The 16,571-nt window shown below is 60.8% G+C and carries 17 protein-coding genes; 11 read left to right on the top strand and 6 right to left on the bottom strand.

Annotated elements, in window-relative coordinates; translation table 11 throughout:
* Window positions 1-10: 10 nt before the first annotated feature.
* Window positions 11-1,183 carry a YbfB/YjiJ family MFS transporter gene (locus ACX3M4_RS00510; RefSeq protein WP_459356653.1) on the top strand — a complete coding sequence of 391 codons (1,173 nt, stop codon included), beginning with the start codon at window positions 11-13 and terminating at the stop codon, window positions 1,181-1,183.
* 23 nt (window positions 1,184-1,206) lie between these two features.
* Here the strand turns inward: ACX3M4_RS00510 and ACX3M4_RS00505 are convergent, their stop codons facing one another.
* Window positions 1,207-2,064 carry a branched-chain amino acid aminotransferase gene (locus ACX3M4_RS00505; protein ID WP_459356652.1) on the bottom strand — a complete coding sequence of 286 codons (858 nt, stop codon included), beginning with the start codon at window positions 2,062-2,064 and terminating at the stop codon, window positions 1,207-1,209.
* A 281-nt stretch (window positions 2,065-2,345) separates the two neighbouring features.
* Between ACX3M4_RS00505 and ACX3M4_RS00500 the strand changes: the two genes are divergently transcribed.
* The 5 genes from ACX3M4_RS00500 (at window position 2,346) to ACX3M4_RS00480 (ending at window position 7,787) form a co-directional block, all read left to right on the top strand.
* Complete coding sequence (locus ACX3M4_RS00500) at window positions 2,346-2,780, top strand: VOC family protein (RefSeq protein ID WP_459356651.1); 435 nt, start codon at window positions 2,346-2,348, stop codon at window positions 2,778-2,780.
* Between the two features lie 127 nt (window positions 2,781-2,907).
* The gene (locus ACX3M4_RS00495) at window positions 2,908-3,570 is read left to right on the top strand and encodes a haloacid dehalogenase type II (protein WP_459356650.1); all 663 of its coding nucleotides are present in this window, start codon (window positions 2,908-2,910) and stop codon (window positions 3,568-3,570) included.
* A gap of 334 nt (window positions 3,571-3,904) precedes the next feature.
* Window positions 3,905-5,011 carry a TRAP transporter substrate-binding protein DctP gene (gene dctP / locus ACX3M4_RS00490; RefSeq protein WP_459356649.1) on the top strand — a complete coding sequence of 369 codons (1,107 nt, stop codon included), beginning with the start codon at window positions 3,905-3,907 and terminating at the stop codon, window positions 5,009-5,011.
* A 94-nt stretch (window positions 5,012-5,105) separates the two neighbouring features.
* On the top strand, window positions 5,106-6,428 hold the full coding sequence (locus tag ACX3M4_RS00485) for a TRAP transporter small permease subunit (RefSeq protein WP_459356648.1): 1,323 nt from the start codon (window positions 5,106-5,108) through the stop codon (window positions 6,426-6,428).
* Between the two features lie 3 nt (window positions 6,429-6,431).
* A complete protein-coding gene (locus ACX3M4_RS00480; protein WP_459356647.1) occupies window positions 6,432-7,787 on the top strand; it encodes a TRAP transporter large permease in 1,356 nt (451 codons plus the stop codon).
* 103 nt (window positions 7,788-7,890) lie between these two features.
* On the opposite strand, the gene ACX3M4_RS00475 is transcribed toward ACX3M4_RS00480, so the two are convergent.
* Entirely contained in the window at window positions 7,891-8,646 is a 756-nt protein-coding gene (locus tag ACX3M4_RS00475; RefSeq protein ID WP_459356646.1) for an outer membrane protein, read from the bottom strand.
* 186 nt (window positions 8,647-8,832) lie between these two features.
* On the opposite strand from ACX3M4_RS00475, the gene ACX3M4_RS00470 reads away from it, so the two are divergent.
* From ACX3M4_RS00470 to ACX3M4_RS00455, 4 genes are read left to right on the top strand one after another with little or no spacing between them, the layout of a single operon-like run.
* Window positions 8,833-9,420 carry a DUF2975 domain-containing protein gene (locus tag ACX3M4_RS00470; RefSeq protein ID WP_459356645.1) on the top strand — a complete coding sequence of 196 codons (588 nt, stop codon included), beginning with the start codon at window positions 8,833-8,835 and terminating at the stop codon, window positions 9,418-9,420.
* Between the two features lie 18 nt (window positions 9,421-9,438).
* The gene (locus tag ACX3M4_RS00465; RefSeq protein ID WP_459356644.1) at window positions 9,439-10,020 is read left to right on the top strand and encodes a DUF2975 domain-containing protein; all 582 of its coding nucleotides are present in this window, start codon (window positions 9,439-9,441) and stop codon (window positions 10,018-10,020) included.
* Between the two features lie 23 nt (window positions 10,021-10,043).
* Entirely contained in the window at window positions 10,044-10,625 is a 582-nt protein-coding gene (locus ACX3M4_RS00460) for a DUF2975 domain-containing protein (protein WP_459356643.1), read from the top strand.
* A 21-nt stretch (window positions 10,626-10,646) separates the two neighbouring features.
* Entirely contained in the window at window positions 10,647-10,868 is a 222-nt protein-coding gene (locus ACX3M4_RS00455; RefSeq protein WP_459356642.1) for a helix-turn-helix domain-containing protein, read from the top strand.
* Here the strand turns inward: ACX3M4_RS00455 and ACX3M4_RS00450 are convergent.
* Entirely contained in the window at window positions 10,838-11,245 is a 408-nt protein-coding gene (locus ACX3M4_RS00450; RefSeq protein WP_459356641.1) for a YkvA family protein, read from the bottom strand. The two genes, ACX3M4_RS00455 and ACX3M4_RS00450, sit on opposite strands and share 31 nt — an antisense overlap.
* A 140-nt stretch (window positions 11,246-11,385) precedes the next feature.
* On the opposite strand from ACX3M4_RS00450, the gene ACX3M4_RS00445 reads away from it, so the two are divergent.
* Complete coding sequence (locus ACX3M4_RS00445; protein WP_459356640.1) at window positions 11,386-11,691, top strand: hypothetical protein; 306 nt, start codon at window positions 11,386-11,388, stop codon at window positions 11,689-11,691.
* Between the two features lie 23 nt (window positions 11,692-11,714).
* Here the strand turns inward: ACX3M4_RS00445 and ACX3M4_RS00440 are convergent, their stop codons facing one another.
* From ACX3M4_RS00440 to ACX3M4_RS00430, 3 genes are read right to left on the bottom strand one after another with little or no spacing between them, the layout of a single operon-like run.
* On the bottom strand, window positions 11,715-12,134 hold the full coding sequence (locus tag ACX3M4_RS00440; RefSeq protein ID WP_459356639.1) for a GFA family protein: 420 nt from the start codon (window positions 12,132-12,134) through the stop codon (window positions 11,715-11,717).
* Window positions 12,135-12,169: 35 nt separating this feature from the next.
* A complete protein-coding gene (gene scpA / locus ACX3M4_RS00435) occupies window positions 12,170-14,335 on the bottom strand; it encodes a methylmalonyl-CoA mutase (RefSeq protein ID WP_459356638.1) in 2,166 nt (721 codons plus the stop codon).
* A complete protein-coding gene (locus ACX3M4_RS00430) occupies window positions 14,332-16,344 on the bottom strand; it encodes a methylmalonyl-CoA mutase family protein (protein WP_459356637.1) in 2,013 nt (670 codons plus the stop codon). The genes scpA and ACX3M4_RS00430 overlap by 4 nt, the downstream gene beginning before the upstream one ends.
* Window positions 16,345-16,571: the final 227 nt, after the last annotated feature.

Genomic DNA, 16,571 nt, shown 5'->3' with positions numbered 1-16,571 from the left:
TGACTTCCTCATGAACCGATCCGATCGTTCGCCGGCCGCCATCGCCTTTGGAGGCCTATTCGCCCTCGCAGCCGCAATGGGGATCGGCCGTTTCGTCTATACGCCGATCCTGCCCTTCATGGTCGAGGGACTGCAGCTGCCCGCGGATGACGCCGGACTGATCGCCTCCGCCAATTTTCTCGGCTACCTCGTGGGCGCCCTCGCCGGGGCCTCGCGCACCCTGCCCGGCAGTCCCAGGGTCTGGTTTCTCGGAGGGCTTTTCGTCAGCGCGCTTACCAGCGCCGCAATGGCGCTGACCGGGTCCGTGCCGGTCTTTCTGCTGCTTCGGTTTGTCAGTGGCATCGCCAGTGCCTTCGTGCTGGTTTTTTCGACCAGCCTCATCCTCGACCGGTTGGCAGCGGCCGGACGTGGCCAGCTCTCCGCACTGCTCTTTGCAGGTGTCGGCTGCGGCATCGCCTTTTCGGCGCTCCTGGTGGCCGCCTGTGCAAGCCTTGGCGCGGACTGGCGTCTGTTGTGGCTGGCAAGCGGCGCGAGCACACTGGTGTTCCTGGTCCTGGCGGCTTTCCTTGTGCCGGCGGAACCCAAGGCGTCGGTCACTCAAGCAGCCGCAACATCCGCTGCGTCCACGGCGTCGCCCTTTTCTTCCGCGGCCAGGATCCGGCTGATCCTGGCCTACGGGCTCTTCGGCTTCGGCTATGTGATCACCGCGACTTTCGTCAACACGATCGCCCGGACGGTCCCTGCCCTGCAGCCGACCGAACCCTTTGTCTGGCTCGCGGTCGGCCTCTGCGCCGCCCCGTCAATCTATGTCTGGAACAGAATTGCCGCACTGATCGGCGCCCGCAAGGCCTTTGCGCTTGCCTGTGTGCTGGAATCGGCAGGCGTCGCACTCACGGTCGTCAGCACCGCGCCGATTCTATTCTTGCTGGGGGCGGCCCTTCTGGGAGCGACCTTCATGGGGATCACGGCCCTTGGCCTCGCGGAAGCCCGCCGGGAAGCAAGCCCGGACGGCCCGGCGGCGATCCGGCGCATGTTTGCGGTTCTCACGGCAAGCTTCGGCGTCGGTCAGGTGGCCGGCCCCTGGTTTGCCGGTCAGCTCTTTCATCTGACCGGTTCCTTCAGCGCGCCGTCGCTTGCAGCAGCCGCCGTCCTGCTGGTCGCCGCGGCCCTGGCGGCCCGCTGACAGACCGTCTCCTGCACGGATCGTTATGCGTGCGAGAATTCCCAGTAAAGTTCGCGGGCTCGTGCCGCGATCGGGCCCGGCTGCAGATCCCGGTCCTCGATGCGCTTGACCGGTGTTACCTTATTGTAATTGCCCGTCGAGAAGATCTCATCGGCTTCCAGAAACTCGCCATAGTCCATCGTGCGCTCAAAAACGTCGTAACCACTCGCCCGCAGCAACTGGATCACACGCTGACGGGTGATGCCGTTGAGGAACGTACCGTTCGGGGCGGGCGTGTGCACCTTGCCGTCCTTGGCCATGAAGACATTGGCCGAGGTAAGCTCGGCGACATTGCCCAGCATGTCGCGCACGACCGCGTTGTCGAAGCCCCGTCCCTTGGCTTCCAGCATCGCCCGCGCGTTGTTGGGATAAAGGCAACCGGCCTTGGCGTTGACCGGCATGCATTCCATGGTCGGGCGGCGGAACGGCGATAAAGTAATGCTCATGGCAGCGTCCTTCGGCGCCATGGGCGCGTCGAAGAGGCAAAGACAGAAGCGGGTGCTTTCCGGATCGCCGACGATCACGCCGGGGCCATCTCCTTCCACCCAGTACATCGGCTTGACGTAGATCTGCTGATCGCTGCGGAACTTGGCACAGCCCTCGCGGGTAAGCTCGGCCATTTCCCCCACCTGCATGGTCGGCTTCAACCCAAGCGCCACGGCGCTGTCGTTCACCCGTTTGCAGTGCAGATCGATATCCGGCAACACGCCTTCGAAATAACGGGCGCCGTCGAACACGCTCGATCCGAGCCAGGAAGCGTGGGTGCGCGGCCCCATGATCGGCGGATTGCCTTCATGCCAAGTCCCGTCGATCCAGGTCCAGGTGTCGCTCCATCCGCTCATGTCTCTTCCCTTTGCTCCGCTGCGGTGCTGCAGTCTTGCGGCAGACACAACACCGGCCGACTTGCCTGGTCAATAGCTTACCGCAGAAAACCGGAAAGTTGCCGCCTTTCTTCGCCAAGTCCGTTTGTTTGCGGATGATTTTCCTCGAAAGATCGCATTTTTCGACCGGTTTTTTTCTGCTCTCAAAAACTCCGGTTGCGCTGCTTTTCCAAAGAAAGACGGTTGACTCACACAGTCGAAATTTCGCTTCATGTTCCATGACTTAATTCAGGGAGAGACCGATGGACCAGCGCATTTCCGTGACGACGCTTATTGTCGAGGATGTCGCCGCAACCCGCCGCTTCTTCGAAGAGGGCCTTGGCTGGCAGGTCAATTCTTCTCCAAGTCCGGAGGTCGTGTTTTTCCAGGTGACCGGTGGTGTCTTTGCCATCTACGGCCGGGCTGCGCTTGCCGAGGAAATCGGTCACCCGGTTACGGAAACCCCTACTGGCGCGATCACGCTGGCGTGGAACGGCCATTCGGAGGATGAAGTCGACAAGAGCTTCCTGAAAGCGCTTGCTGCCGGGGCGAGACCCGTGAAGGAACCCCAGAAAGCTTTCTGGGGCGGCTACTCCTCCTATGTGGAGATCCCCGGAGGCCATCTTCTGGAGATCGCCTACAACCCCTTCTGGTCCATCGATGCGGATGGATCTGTCGTGTTGCCGTCTGCAGGGTAACGCTGCAACAGAATAATGCCGGGAAAAGATCTGTTGCGACTTATGTCGCAGACCGGTGCGCTTGACGCCGGGTCCGGCAGGTTGTTCTCTTCCGCGGGTTCTTTCAAAAGTCTCTGGAGATGGTCTGATGGCGCATGCCGCCTTTGTGTTTGATGCTTATGGCACCTTGTTCGACGTACATGCGGCGGTGCGCAAACACGCGGCAAAACTCGGCCCCGACGCCCAGCGCCTGTCCTCGCTCTGGCGCGAAAAGCAGCTTGAATATTCCTGGGTGCGCGCGCTGATGGGAAAATACCTGGACTTCTGGGAACTGACCCAGCAAGGCCTCGACACTGCCTTTGCGCTGGTTCCCTCCGCCGACAAGTCGCTGCGCAACGATCTCCTCAGCGCCTATTGGGAACTCGACTGCTATCCGGAAGTGCCGCAGGTCCTCACCAATCTCAAGGCAACCGGCGCCAAGATCGCGATCCTCTCAAACGGCTCGCCCTCCATGCTGGAAGCAGCCGCCAAAGCCTCCGGCCTGACCGAACTTCTGGACGAGATTTTCTCTGTCGATGAGCTTCGGACGTACAAGACCGACCCGCAGGTCTATGAAATGGTCACCACCCATTTCCGCATTTACCCGGAGGAAGTCTCCTTCCAGTCCTCCAACCGCTGGGATATCGCAGGCGCAACTGCCTTCGGTTTCCGGACCGTCTGGATGAACCGGATGGGCATGCCGGACGAATATCCGGATCTGGCACCGAAGGCGGTTCTGGCCGACCTTACCGGACTGACGACCCTCGGCTGAAGGGCTTGATCGAACCCAAACCTTCCGCTAAGTAAGGCTGAGCTCTGCACTCCCGGCTTTCTCCAATTTCCAAACAGTCACAATGATCTTTTCCAAAATGGAAAAGATGTTTTGATCGGCCGGAAAGGTTGAAGCTTTTTCAAAGTGTAATATCCTCCTTGTGGTTGGGAGGAAAAGAAGAGCGATATTCTTCCTCGAGGTCATCCCGAACCCGTTACAAAACAACTGCTTAAAAAGCGAACGGCTGGTTTGTCACCGCAGCGAAGATAGGGAGCGTTTTATAAACGCTATCCGTGGGGTCGCTCATTTTCTCCCGGACCTTTGGGAGGATACCATGAAACATCTTACGACGCGCAGGCAGGCCCTGCGGACGATGGCCGGCGTGAGCGCAGCCGGTGCGGCAACGCTTGCCGCCCCGCATATCGCCTCGGCGCAGGCCCAGACGACAACGTGGAAGATCCAGACGTCCTGGCCGGGCGGCGCCGGTCTGCAGATCTTCAAGGACTGGTGCGGCACCATCGTCGAGAAGACAGGCGGCGAGCTGGCCTTCCAGCCCTTTGGCGCCAATGACGTCGTCGGCGATTTCCAGCTCTTCGACGCCGTGAAGAACGGTGTGCTCGATGCCGTCAATCCCTTCACGATATATGCCCAGGGCATCATCCCGGCAGCCACCTTCCTGACCAGCTACCCGCTTGGCCTGCGCAATCCGCATGAATGGGATGTGTTCTTCTATTCCCTCGGCGGTCTGGAAATCGCACGCGAACTCTACGCCGCACAGAACATGATGTTTGTCGGTCCCGTCCATCACGGACCGAACATCATTCACTCCAAGGTGCCGATCCGTTCCATCGACGATTTCCGCGGCCGCAAGATGCGCCTGCCGGGAGGCATGGTCGCCGAAGTCTTCACGGAAATCGGAGCGGAAACGACCGTTCTGCCGGGCTCGGAAATTTTCCCCGCCCTTGAAAAAGGCACCATCGACGTTGCCGACTATGTCGGACCCGCCGTGAACTACGCCCTCGGCTTCAGCCAGGTCACCAAATACATCTCCATGGGCCCTCCCGGCTTCATGTCGCTGTATCAGCCGGTCGACTTGATGGACATCACCGTCGGCATGGATGCCTGGAACGCGCTCAGCCCGCAGATGCAGCAGTTTGTCGAAATGGAGACCCATGTCTATTCCGACAGCCATCACGCCGCCATCCAGAAGGCCGACCAGGAGGCCTGGGCGAAGTTCGAGGCCGACGGCACCGAAATCACCCGTCTCAGCCAGGACGATGTCGAACTGATGACGGAAGTCGCCGTGCCGATCTGGTTCAACTATGCCAACCGCGACAAGGACAGCGCACGGGTCTTCAAGATCCAGCTCGACTACATGATGTCCGGCTCGCTCGGCTACGTGACGGCAGAGCAGATCGAAGGCCTGGAACTGAACCTCTGACACCGGCACCTTTCCGGAAACCGGACCCGCGCGGCGACCTGCGCGGGTTCCCTTTACTTCAACGGGACCCTGACGTCCCGGGGAAAGGAGAGGCATGCCTCATCTGGATTTCACCCTGCCGCACTGGGCCTATTGGCTTGGACTGATCGTCTTTCCGCTGATCGCGGCCCACCTTGCCAAGCGCCCCAGACCGAAGGAACGCCGCTATTCGGTTGTTCTCGGTTACTTCATCCTGGTCACCGGCGGCATTCTCGGCCTGCACCGGCTTTACCTGAAAAGCCTCGTCGGCCTGGTCTACATCCCGGTCTTCGTTTTCATTCTCTACGCCAATGCGCAAAGCCAGGAGGCCCGGACGGTTGTCTCCGACATGGCCAACGTCGTGCGCCAGGCGGAACGCACTCTGGAACGCGAGGCGGACCGGGTGAAAACGGCAGAAGCGGATCTGCCTGGCCTGCGCGCAAAACTGACCGACGCGGAGGAAGGCAGTTTTGCCGAGCGCCGTGCGGAACGGGATGTCCAGCGCGCCGAACAGCGGATCGAGCAAGGCAAGGCACGGGTGAGCGAGGCGGAAGCCGACCTTGTGAAAGCAAGACCAGCCGTTGAAAGTGCCCGCGAAACGCTGGCGTTCTGGGGCAATCTGGCAAAATACGCCTTCTGGCTGCTGCTGGCCGGTGTTGTCGTCGACGCCGTCCTGATGCCCCGCCTCGTTGCCAGGGCCAACGCCAATCTGCCGCCTGAACAGGAACTCAGTGAGACGGAAAAGAAGCTCAAGGAGCTTGAGGAGGCAGAACGCAAGGACGATGCCGAATATGTCTCCGCCGGGTGGACCGGCTGGATAGACCGGCTCTCGCTCTATTGCGGTGAATTTGTCAGCTACTGGGCCGTCATTGCCGTCCTCGTCTATTACTTCGAGGTCATGAGCCGGTATGTGTTTGGCAGCCCGACCAACTGGGCGCATGAATCCATGTACCTGATGTTCGGCATGCAATATCTGATCGCCGGTGCCTATGCGACGCTGACGGAAGCTCATGTCAGGGTGGATGTCTTCTACGCACCTTTGTCCAAGCGCCGCAAGGCCGTCGTCGATCTGCTGACCTCGGTCTTCTTCTTCATCTTCGCCGGCACGCTACTCGTCACTTCCTGGATCTTTGCTTTCGATGCCATTGCCGTCCCGTCCGGAAATTCCCTGATCTCCGACTGGGCCCGGGGCCAGATCGGCTTTGGCGATGTGGTCGCGAGCTGGAACCTTTCCCAATGGACGGATCCGAACATCCGCTGGGGCGAAATCAGCTTCAACGAGTGGGAAGTGCCTCTGTGGCCGATGAAATGGGTGATGGTGCTCGGCGGCTTGCTGCTGGTGCTCCAGGGAATATCGAAATTCGCGCAGGACATCCGCGCGGTGATGGGCAGGGCATGATCCATGGGACTTGAAATCGGAATTGAGTGGCTGACACTCATCATGTTCGGCTCGCTGCTGATCCTCCTGATGGCGGGCCTGCCGCTTGCCTTCGTCACCGGAGGGTTGGCCTGCGTCTTCCTGTTCCTCCTCGGCGATGAGAGGGCACTCAACATCGTGCCCTCCCGCATTTTTCCGCTGATGACGAACTACCAGCTGTCGGCGATCCCGCTCTTCATCTTTATGGCATCGATGCTGGAACGGGCCGGCATCATCAACGACATGTTCGACGTCATCTACAAGGTGCTCGGCGGCGTGAAGGGCGGCCTCGCGGCGGCAACCATCATCGCCTCCACGGTGCTCGCCGCCATGGTCGGGGTCATCGGCGCCGCCGTCGTCACCATGGGCATCATCGCCCTGCCCGCCATGCTGAAACGACATTACGACCCGAAGATCGCCATGGGGTCGATCATGGCCGGCGGCACGCTCGGCATCCTGATCCCGCCGTCGATCCTGGCCATCATCTATGCGGTCGTCGCCGAACAGTCGGTGGGCGAACTCTTCATCGGCGCGGTCATTCCGGGCCTGCTGCTGTCCGGCCTCTACGTGCTCTACGTCATCGTCAGTTGCATGATCGACCCGAAGAAAGGCCCGCCGATCCCGGTCGAGGAGCGGATTTCCTTCAAGGAGAAAATGCGCCTGCTCTCCAACATGTCCGCCCCGATTGCCCTGATCGCAGTCGTGCTCGGAGTGATCTTCACCGGCGTCGCGACACCTGTGGAGGCCGCCGGCATCGGCACCTTCGGCGCCATTGTCGTGGCCGCAATCCATCGCAATCTCGACTGGCAGACCCTGCGTGAGGCCTCGCTCACAACGCTGAAGGCCTCGGCCATGGTGATCTGGATTATGTTCGGCGCGACGATCTTCGTCGGGCTTTACGTGCTGGAGGGCGGCCAGCAATTCGTGCAAGGCGCATTGGAGGCGACCGGCCTCGGTCCCTGGGGCATCCTGATCATCATGCAGATCGTGCTGGTGATCCTCGGCATGTTCCTCGACTGGGTCGGTATCCTGCTTCTGTGTGTGCCGATCTTCGTGCCGATCATCAAGGCACTGGGGGCAGCCTCGTTCGGTCTCGACAGCCCGGACGATCTGGTGCTGTGGTTCGGGGTGCTCTACCTCGTCAACATGCAGATGAGCTTTCTGTCGCCACCCTTCGGCTACGCGCTCTTCTACCTGCGCGGCGTGGCACCGGCGGAGATCCCGATGACCGACATCTTCAAGTCCGCCCTGCCTTTTTTGGGCCTGCAGATTGTCGGGCTTGTCCTCTGCATGCTGTTCCCGGAGCTGATCACCTGGCTGCCGAACCTGGTTTACGGCTAAACGGAACAGAAAGCGGCCGCACCAGGTGGGATATGGTGCGGCCGCTTTCGGTCCCGGGAAGACGGGCCCGGTGACTTCGGAACCAGTCTTTTGTGAAGCGCGGTCAGAATGACCGGGAGACGCCGATCATCAGCCGGTGGTTCGCCGCGGTGCGTTCCGCGCTCGTGCCGCCATATTTCGACGTGTCGCTGGCTAGTCCCTGCAACGTGTAATCGGCGCGGACGTGCCAGGCTTCGGTCACCGCCACTTCCAGACCCGCTCCGAGCACGGGGCTGACGGAGACGGAACTCCTGTCCGTGCCCTTCGCCTTCAAGGTGTGATCGGCGGCGGCCAGACCGACGCTCAGGTAGGGCATGAAATTGTTGATCGGAAGACCGACCCTTGCCTTCGCGCCAACGCTCCACTTTGAACCGGTTTCCACGGTCCCGAGCGACGGATGCGTGCCCTTTTCCAGATTGCCGAGATAGGTCGCGCTGCCTTCCAGGCCAAGCACGAAGCGCGAGACTTCCCAGTTGTAGCCGCCGAAGACGCCGAATGCGGCATCGACCCTGGAGTAGTCGTCCTTGCTTCCGCCCGACTTGACCTGCGTTGCCGTCTGGGAAATCCCGGTCTCGAGACCGAGATACGGGCCAGCCCAGAGGGACTGAGGTTCGGGGGCATAAACCGGCTCATTATAGGTATTGAGATCCGCGGCATTCGCACCGACCACAAGAACCCCGAGCACGGCAAGCAGGACAAGAGGTTCCAGCAGCCAATGGCTGCGCAGGATGCGCCGCAGCAGGCCAGAGCGCCTGCCGCCCTTGCGGTGCCTGGCCCGATGCAGGGCGGAAAAATCATAATTGGCAAAAGAACTTACCATCACAGGTCTCACTTGAGTTTCAACTATTGCGTCGCATCACAACGTTCATTTATTACTGTGAAACGATAATTTGCAAAATGCCTGCAATAATTTTTTTGTCAATCACTTTGTTTTCGCTTGAATCCGGACGCGCTCCGGAGTAGTCAGCGCATTGGCCGACTTTCATCAGAATTGAATGAGCGTGCGATGCAGGGACAATTGCCGGAAGGAAAACAGGAGCGCGGTCAGCGGCTGGTGAGAATCCGCCGCCTCGCCGGGTTCCTGAAATGGACTGTCTCCCTTGCCCTGCTCTTCATCTTCTTCTCAGGCCTGCTCCTGGTGACGGCGCTGGTGATACCCGGGACCATGGATGCCGTTGACGTCGTGGTCGACTTCGGACCGGCCGAAAGAGCGATTGGCGGCATACCTCTTCTGCAAAGACTCGGCCTTGCGCTTCTGACAGGCATCGCCTTCCTGCTGCTGTCGGGGGCCTTCTGGCATGCACGTCAGATCTTTGCGCATTTTCAGAAAACCGACTTCTTCTCGCAGAATGCGCCGTCGACGGTGTGCATGTTCGGCATCTGGCTGATTGCCTTCGGCCTCCTCGACACGTTCAACGATCCGATCTGTGCCTACCTGTCGACCCTGGATCTGGGAGAAGGCAGGCGCGTCATTGAATGGGACTTCGGCGGCGGAGAGATCTTTTTCATGATCCTCGGTGCCCTGATGCTGCTGTTCGGCTGGATCCTGCGCGAAGCCTCGCAGATCGTCGAAGAAAACCGGCAGTTTATCTGAACCTTTGGGAGAACTTGCATGACCGCTTCGGAAACAGCAGACAGGCAAAAGCGGCTGACGCGGATACGCCGGGTATCGGCGTTCATGAAATGGGCCGTCTCGCTGCTCCTGCTGGTGGCTCTTGGATTGGGCGTGACCATCGTCATCGGCATCACCCTGCCGGAGGAAATGATGATCGGCGCCGACGAAACGATCGAGATCGCGTCGACGGAGCGTCTGCTGGGTGACGTTCCCCAGGTTCAGCGCATCGGCCTGGCCATCCTGCTGGCGTTCGCCGTCAGTTTCCTGATGGCGGCGGGCTGGAACATGCGCCAGGTGTTCAAGCGCTTTCAGCAGATGGAGTTCTTTTCGCCGAGGACACTGGCGAATGTCATCTCCTTCGGCGTCTGGCTCATCGTCTTTGCGGTCTACGACCTCGTCAGCGATCCGATCGCTTCTGTCATCGCCACCTATGACCTTCCGCCTGGAGAACGGGCAGTCGACATCACGGTCGATGGCGGCGAGTTCTCCTTCATGATCCTCGGCGCGCTCATGCTCCTGTTCGGCTGGATTCTGCGTGAAGCCGCGCTGATTGCAGACGAAAACCAGCAATTTATCTGACCACCGCAGCGGGACGTTTGAATATGTCTGACGATGGAACGGTTCTTCGCAATAAACGCCTGCGCAGAATCTATTACTGCGCCGCGGCCATGAAATGGGCCATGACCCTCTGCGCCATGATCTATGTGCTCCTTATCGCCAACATCGCCATCGCCTTTCTGGTTCCTGGGTCGGAACCGTTCGCCGCAGACGAGTCGATCTCGTTTGGAGGAAAGGAAAGGACCATTGCCAGCATGCTTTTGAGCCAGCGTGTCGCCTTCACGTTGCTTCTTGCCGTCACCGCAGTCCTGCAAATGGGCATGATCCTGAGCTTGCGTCAGCTCTTCAAACATTTTCAATCGGCCGAGTTCTTCGTTCCGAAAACCCTGGAAACCCTGTTTTCGCTTGGCGTGTGGTTCATTGCCATTGCCGTGTTCGACATTGTCAGCGAACCGGTCGCAACTCTGGTCGGCACTTTGGACTATCCACAGACCCAGCGGGTGGTGAACCTGTCCCTGGATGGCAGTGAAATATTCTTTATGATACTTGGGGCTTTCATGCTGATATTCGGCTGGACCCTGCGTGAAGCCGCTCTGCTCGCAGAAGAAAACAGACAAATAATCTAGCGACTGTGCCGGGGGTCCCTCATGCCTATCATCATCGAACTGGATGTCATGCTCGCCCGCCGCAAGATGCGCTCCAAGGAGCTTGCGGAACGGATCGGCATTACCGAGCAGAACGTGTCGCTGCTCAAATCCGGCAAGGTGAAGGGCGTGCGGTTCGAGACGCTGGAAAAGATCTGCGAGGTGCTGGAGTGCCAGCCCGGCGACATTCTGCTCTATGAACCGGAGAAGGGCTCCGAAGGCTGAACCGTCACAATAGGCGCCAGCCAGAAGGCGACGGTGAACAGTCCAATCCCCCACAAAATGAAGATCACCACGGCTGCAGTCCGGCTGACAGGCTTCCCTTCGTCCAATGCGGCTCGCCGACGGCAGTCTTCCATGATTTCCGTCGGGATCAGCTTCACCACCAGAAAGATGCCGAGAGGCACCAGCAGCAGATCATCCAGATATCCGATCACCGGAATGAAATCGGGAATGAGATCTATCGGCGACAAGGCATAAGCGGCAACTGCCATGGCAAGTGCCTTGACGTGCCAGGGAACGCGCGGATCCCGGCCGGCAAGATACAGTGCGTCAATGTCGCGCTTGAGCCGCGCGGCCCAGGTTCGGAGGTATTCCTTCAAGCAAACGTCCTTCGAATGCACACGCCATAAATCATACCGGCAGAGTAGCCCGCGTTTCCGGAACAGTCCTGCACAAGCTTCGCTGCCTAGAACTGCCTCGGCAATTTCACCGATGAATCATCTTGCAGGCGAAGGAAGATATGACGCAGCCGAAATCCCCCCTTGAAGGCCGGCCGGTGCCCGCCACAAGAACGCGGCTGCGCTCCGGCAAGCTGTTGAAGCTGGACGGCTCCCACTTGAGCGACTGCACGCTCTACGATCTGGAAAACGGCGACATCGGCATCGTGGTCCAGGATCCGGAGCTCTCCGTCCCCGAACGCATCCTCGTCGAGGACAACAGGGAACTCACGCGGACCTTCAGCGAGATCCGCTGGCGCATGGGTCCCTATCTCTTCGGCATGTATCTGGAAGTTCCGGTCCCGGTCGGCCGCCTGATCGACATGTGAACCTTCTCCGGTTGGACCGCGGTTCAGCGTGGTTGCGGCGTCATTTCTTCAAAGCATTGAAGGTTTCTATCGGCTGGATCCCAGGATACGGCCCGGGAGACGTAAATCGCCCGCTCCGGCTTCACCGCTTCCGGATCGTCAAGGGACGAGGCCCGCACCACGACAAGGCCTTCCATGCCGTCGCGCGTGTGGAAGATGGCACTGCCGCACACCGGGCAAAAACGCCGGTTGATGGTGCGGCCGCTGTCTGCGGTCTTCACATATTCGGTGACTGCGCCCGTCAGCGAAAAGGCATCATCGGCAAACACCGTGTGGGTCGCATGCCCCGTGCCGCCGAGCCTGCGGCAGTCGGCGCAATAGCATTTGACCGTCACTTTAGGTGGTCCATCGCAGACATAGCGCACCGCTTCGCACAGGCACCCGCCGGTCAATCTGTCGCTCACTACCGTGCTCCCGATATCGAGGAACCGACCCCGGCCTATTCGGCCGCTGCTGCCGAACTGTAACCCAATTGCTCGTTCAGCTTGCCGATGAGGCCGATGGCGGCCTCCGCGATGACCGTCCCGGGCGGGAAGATGGCAGCCGCCCCGGACCGGTAAAGTTCGTCATAATCCTGCGGCGGCACGACACCGCCGACGACGATCATGATGTCTTCCCGGCCCTCGTCCGCCAGAGCCTTCTTAAGGGCCGGTACAAGCGTCAGGTGCCCGGCCGCCAGCGACGAGACGCCGACCACGTGAACGTCGTTTTCAACCGCCTGGCGGGCAGCTTCTTCCGGTGTCTGGAACAGCGGCCCGATATCGACGTCGAAGCCGAGATCGGCGAAGGCGGAAGCAATCACCTTCTGGCCGCGGTCATGGCCGTCCTGGCCCATCTTGGCGACCAGAATACGCGGCCGGCGGCCGTCATTTTCCTCGAAGGCTTCGACAAGCTTCTGGACCTTTTCTATGGTTCCGGACATGGCCCCGGCCTCCCGCTTGTAGACGCCCGCAATCGACTTGATCTCGGCCTTGTGCCGGTCGAAGACCTTTTCCATCGCCAGCGAAATCTCGCCAACCGTTGCCATTGCCCGCGCGGCCTTGACGGAAAGATCCAGCAGATTGCCTTCGCCCGACGCGGCGCATTTGGTCAGGGCTTCCAGAGCCGCCTGCGTCTCCGCCTCGTTGCGCTCGGCGCGCAGGCGGTTGAGCTTGTCGATCTGAGCCGCGCGCACCTGGGCATTGTCGACCTTCAGCACGTCGATCGCCTGTTCGCTCTCAGGTTTGTACTTGTTGACGCCCACCACGGTCTGCGCCCCGCTGTCGATGCGGGCCTGCGTCTTGGCGGCTGCCTCCTCGATGCGCAGCTTCGGAATGCCCTTCTCGATGGCCTTGGCCATGCCGCCGAGGCTTTCTACCTCGCGGATATGGGCCATCGCCTTCTCGGCAAGGTCCGCGGTCAGCTTCTCGACGTAGTAGGACCCGCCCCAGGGATCGATCACCTTGGTCGTGCCGCTCTCCTGCTGCAGGAACAGCTGGGTATTTCGGGCGATGCGGGCGGAGAAATCCGTCGGTAGGGCCAGTGCTTCATCCAGTGCATTTGTGTGCAGCGACTGGGTATGCCCCTGGGTTGCCGCCATCGCCTCGACACAGGTGCGGATGACGTTGTTGAAGACATCCTGGGCCGTCAGCGACCAGCCGGAGGTCTGCGAGTGTGTCCTGAGGGACAGTGACTTTTCGTTCTCCGGCTTGAAGTTTTCTTCCATCAGCGTCGCCCAGATCAGGCGTGCAGCCCGGAGTTTGGCCACTTCCATGAAGAAGTTCATGCCGATGGCCCAGAAGAAGGAGAGCCGCGGCGCGAACTGGTCGATATCCATGCCGGCGGCAACGCCGGCACGGGCATATTCGATACCGTCGGCGATGGTATAGGCAAGCTCCAGATCCGCCGTCGCCCCGGCTTCCTGCATGTGATAGCCGGAAATCGAAATCGAATTGAAGCGCGGCATGTGCGCCGACGTGTAGCTGAAGATGTCCGAGATGATCTTCATGGAATGCTTGGGCGGATAGATGTAGGTGTTGCGGACCATGAACTCCTTCAGAATGTCGTTCTGAATGGTGCCCGACAGGTCCTTCTGGGCAACGCCCTGCTCTTCCGCAGCCACGATATAGAGCGCCAGAACCGGCAGCACAGCGCCGTTCATCGTCATGGAGACGCTCATCTTGTCCAGCGGAATGCCGGAAAAGAGCGTGCGCATGTCATAGATGGAATCGATCGCGACGCCCGCCATGCCGACATCGCCGGCAACGCGCGGATGGTCGCTGTCATAGCCCCGGTGAGTGGCCAGGTCGAAAGCGACCGACAGGCCTTTCTGCCCGGCGGCAAGGTTGCGCCGGTAGAAGGCGTTGGAATCTTCAGCCGTCGAGAAGCCCGCATACTGGCGCACGGTCCAGGGCTGCTGCACGTACATAGTCGGATAGGGACCGCGCAGGAACGGCGGCAGGCCCGGCCAGGTGTCGAGATGTTTCAGGCTGTCGAGGTCGTCTGACCCGTAGACCGGCGGCACGTCGATCCCCTCGGGCGTCAGCCAGTTTTCCAGGCCGTCGGACGTGGCGGGCGTGACGTGAGTGCGCAACGGCAGGTCTGCGAAATTCGGGATCCTGCTCATGAATGGACCTCCAGATCGGAAAACTCTGTTCCGGCGGTTCCCTCCAGCCGGTCCTGGGCGTCTTCCAGCAGCGCGAGCAAGTCGCAGCCCGCAAAAAGATAGCTGTCGACACCGGCAGCACCAAACGCAGCGTCGCGCTCACCCGGCCGCCCGGCAAGATAAAGATATCGGCAGCCTGCCGCCTTCAGGGCACGGGCTGCTTCTTCCGCCTGTGCTTCGTAAATATCGTCCGAGGAGACCAGACAGGCAAGCGCCGCCCCACTTTCCCGGAAGGCCGCGATCATCGCATCAAGGCTGCCATGAACCGCCGGTCCGACCGGTTTCAGGCCGCCTGCGGCGAAGGCGTTGGCCGTCCAGGTGGCCCTGGTGGTGAATTGCGCCAGGCTGCCGAGGCTTGCCAGAAACACCACCGGGTTCACGGACGCCCGTGTCTCAAGCGCTTCGGCCCGCGCCCTCAGCGCTTCGAAGGGTTCGGCGATCCGCTTGAGATCGAGGGTCGGTAGGGAATAGTCCCGCGGCAGCAGGTCGAGACGCATGCCGAGATCCTGCAAGGAAGCGCCTTCCTGCGCAAGCCGGCGCAGCATCGTGAAGCGTTCCCCGTTGCCGGGCTGCGGCAGGTCCTGGCGCGGCGACGGCAGGCCGGCAAGCTCTTCGTCCCCGCCTGGCAGCACGGCGACCGGCTTTTCGGAAAGGTCCGGAAACTCGCTCACACCCGTGATCGGCCGCTTGCGGATCGCGACGGATTTCACAAGATCGGTCCGGGCCGCGCCGATCCGCTCATGCACAAGGCCTTTGCGAACAGCTTCGAACAGGCCACCCGCCGCCTCGATTTCCTGAAAGAGCGCCCAGGCTGCCTCGCAGAACTTGTCCGTACGGTCTTCGATGGCGCCGGATCCGGCTGAGGGGTCGACAACTTTGCCCAGATTGCTCTCTTCCAGCAGGATCGATTGCGTGTTGCGCGCCAGCCGTCTCGCAAAGCCATCCGGCAGCCCGACAGCCAGAGTGTGCGGCAAAACGCAGACGCTGTCGGCGCCGCCGATGCCCGCCGCGAACGTCGCCACCGTGTTGCGCAGGAGATTGACCCAGGGATCCCGGCGCGTGAGCATGCGGAAGGACGTCGTCATGTGCAGCGGCATCGGCACCTGCGGCACTCCTGAACCATCGAGAACAGCCGCCCAGAGCACCCGGATGGCACGCGCCTTGGCGATCGTCGTGAATTGGTCGGCTTCGGCAACAAGGCTGAGGGAAATCCTGTCAGCCCAGGCTTCCGGCGCCAGCCCTGTGCCCTCCAGAAGGCGCAGATAAGCCGTGGCAGAGGCAAGAACGAGGGCGAGCTCCTGCGCAGCGGTTGCACCGGCTTCATGCCAGATGCGGCCGTCCCCACGCATCAGCCGCGCCGGACTGCCTAAAGCGTCCACCGAGGCGATCATGTCGCGATAGTGCCGATAGGCATGTTCCATGTCGTTGAGCGCTATGCCGTTGGCGGCAATCCAGGCAAGCGGATCGAAACCGGCCGTGACCCTGACAGTCGCCGGATCGAGACCGCGCTTTTCGACGAGCGCCAGCAGCAGTGCCAGAACCTCGACATTTTCCCGCCCGGCCTCAAAGCGCAGCTCGATGAGATCGAGTTCGACACCCTGCAGCAGGGTTTCCAGCCCCTTGAGGCTGTCGATGCGGATACCATTGCCATAGGCGGCAGGTGCACCGGAAAACAGCAGGTCGAGGCCGCCTGCCCCGCCTTCAAGGTCTTCCAGGATCTGCGCGTTGGCGCGCGCCGGGTCCTGAATGTCAACCCGCTGGACAATGCACCAGTCCTGCCGGGACTGCCTTAGCGCCCGCGCCGGTCCGTCGCTGCGGCGTTCATAGATCGGAGCGATTTCCAGACCGTCTTCCGTCTTGCCGTAAAGCTTCGCGCGCGCGCTGCCTTTCAGCGCCTTGTCGACAGCCGTCCACCAGGCGTCCGCATCGGCAGAATAAAAATGGTCGGGTCCGGCAAAACTGTTCGGCATCGTATCGATCTCCTTGACCCCGTTTTAGTCCCTGGCCGCGAAACTTGGCAACTCAGCAGAAGGGGTAAGCAATCGTTCTGTTCCAGCCCGAAATCCGTTGCCGGGCCCTTTTTCAAGTCTCGAATTGCGCCAATACTTAATTAGGCGGTCGAAAAAATATGTTCCGTACAAACCGCACCAGCCCGCGTCTTTACATGAAGTCTACGGCTGCTTTTCAACTTGTCATA

The organism is Roseibium sp. M-1 (assembly GCF_054515675.1).
Note: the sequence above shows the minus strand (reverse complement) of the source record. Positions and strands in the feature narration are given on the sequence as shown.

Excerpts from the sequence above, each read along its gene's own strand:
- ACX3M4_RS00510 (WP_459356653.1), top strand. The coding sequence starts at position 11 with ATGAACCGATCCGATCGTTCGCCGGCCGCCATCGCCTTTGGAGGCCTA.
- ACX3M4_RS00505 (WP_459356652.1), bottom strand. The coding sequence starts at position 2,064 with ATGAGCGGATGGAGCGACACCTGGACCTGGATCGACGGGACTTGGCAT.
- ACX3M4_RS00500 (WP_459356651.1), top strand. The coding sequence starts at position 2,346 with ATGGACCAGCGCATTTCCGTGACGACGCTTATTGTCGAGGATGTCGCC.
- ACX3M4_RS00495 (WP_459356650.1), top strand. The coding sequence starts at position 2,908 with ATGGCGCATGCCGCCTTTGTGTTTGATGCTTATGGCACCTTGTTCGAC.
- dctP (WP_459356649.1), top strand. The coding sequence starts at position 3,905 with ATGAAACATCTTACGACGCGCAGGCAGGCCCTGCGGACGATGGCCGGC.
- ACX3M4_RS00485 (WP_459356648.1), top strand. The coding sequence starts at position 5,106 with ATGCCTCATCTGGATTTCACCCTGCCGCACTGGGCCTATTGGCTTGGA.
- ACX3M4_RS00480 (WP_459356647.1), top strand. The coding sequence starts at position 6,432 with ATGGGACTTGAAATCGGAATTGAGTGGCTGACACTCATCATGTTCGGC.
- ACX3M4_RS00475 (WP_459356646.1), bottom strand. The coding sequence starts at position 8,646 with ATGGTAAGTTCTTTTGCCAATTATGATTTTTCCGCCCTGCATCGGGCC.
- ACX3M4_RS00470 (WP_459356645.1), top strand. The coding sequence starts at position 8,833 with ATGCAGGGACAATTGCCGGAAGGAAAACAGGAGCGCGGTCAGCGGCTG.
- ACX3M4_RS00465 (WP_459356644.1), top strand. The coding sequence starts at position 9,439 with ATGACCGCTTCGGAAACAGCAGACAGGCAAAAGCGGCTGACGCGGATA.
- ACX3M4_RS00460 (WP_459356643.1), top strand. The coding sequence starts at position 10,044 with ATGTCTGACGATGGAACGGTTCTTCGCAATAAACGCCTGCGCAGAATC.
- ACX3M4_RS00455 (WP_459356642.1), top strand. The coding sequence starts at position 10,647 with ATGCCTATCATCATCGAACTGGATGTCATGCTCGCCCGCCGCAAGATG.
- ACX3M4_RS00445 (WP_459356640.1), top strand. The coding sequence starts at position 11,386 with ATGACGCAGCCGAAATCCCCCCTTGAAGGCCGGCCGGTGCCCGCCACA.
- scpA (WP_459356638.1), bottom strand. The coding sequence starts at position 14,335 with ATGAGCAGGATCCCGAATTTCGCAGACCTGCCGTTGCGCACTCACGTC.
- ACX3M4_RS00430 (WP_459356637.1), bottom strand. The coding sequence starts at position 16,344 with ATGCCGAACAGTTTTGCCGGACCCGACCATTTTTATTCTGCCGATGCG.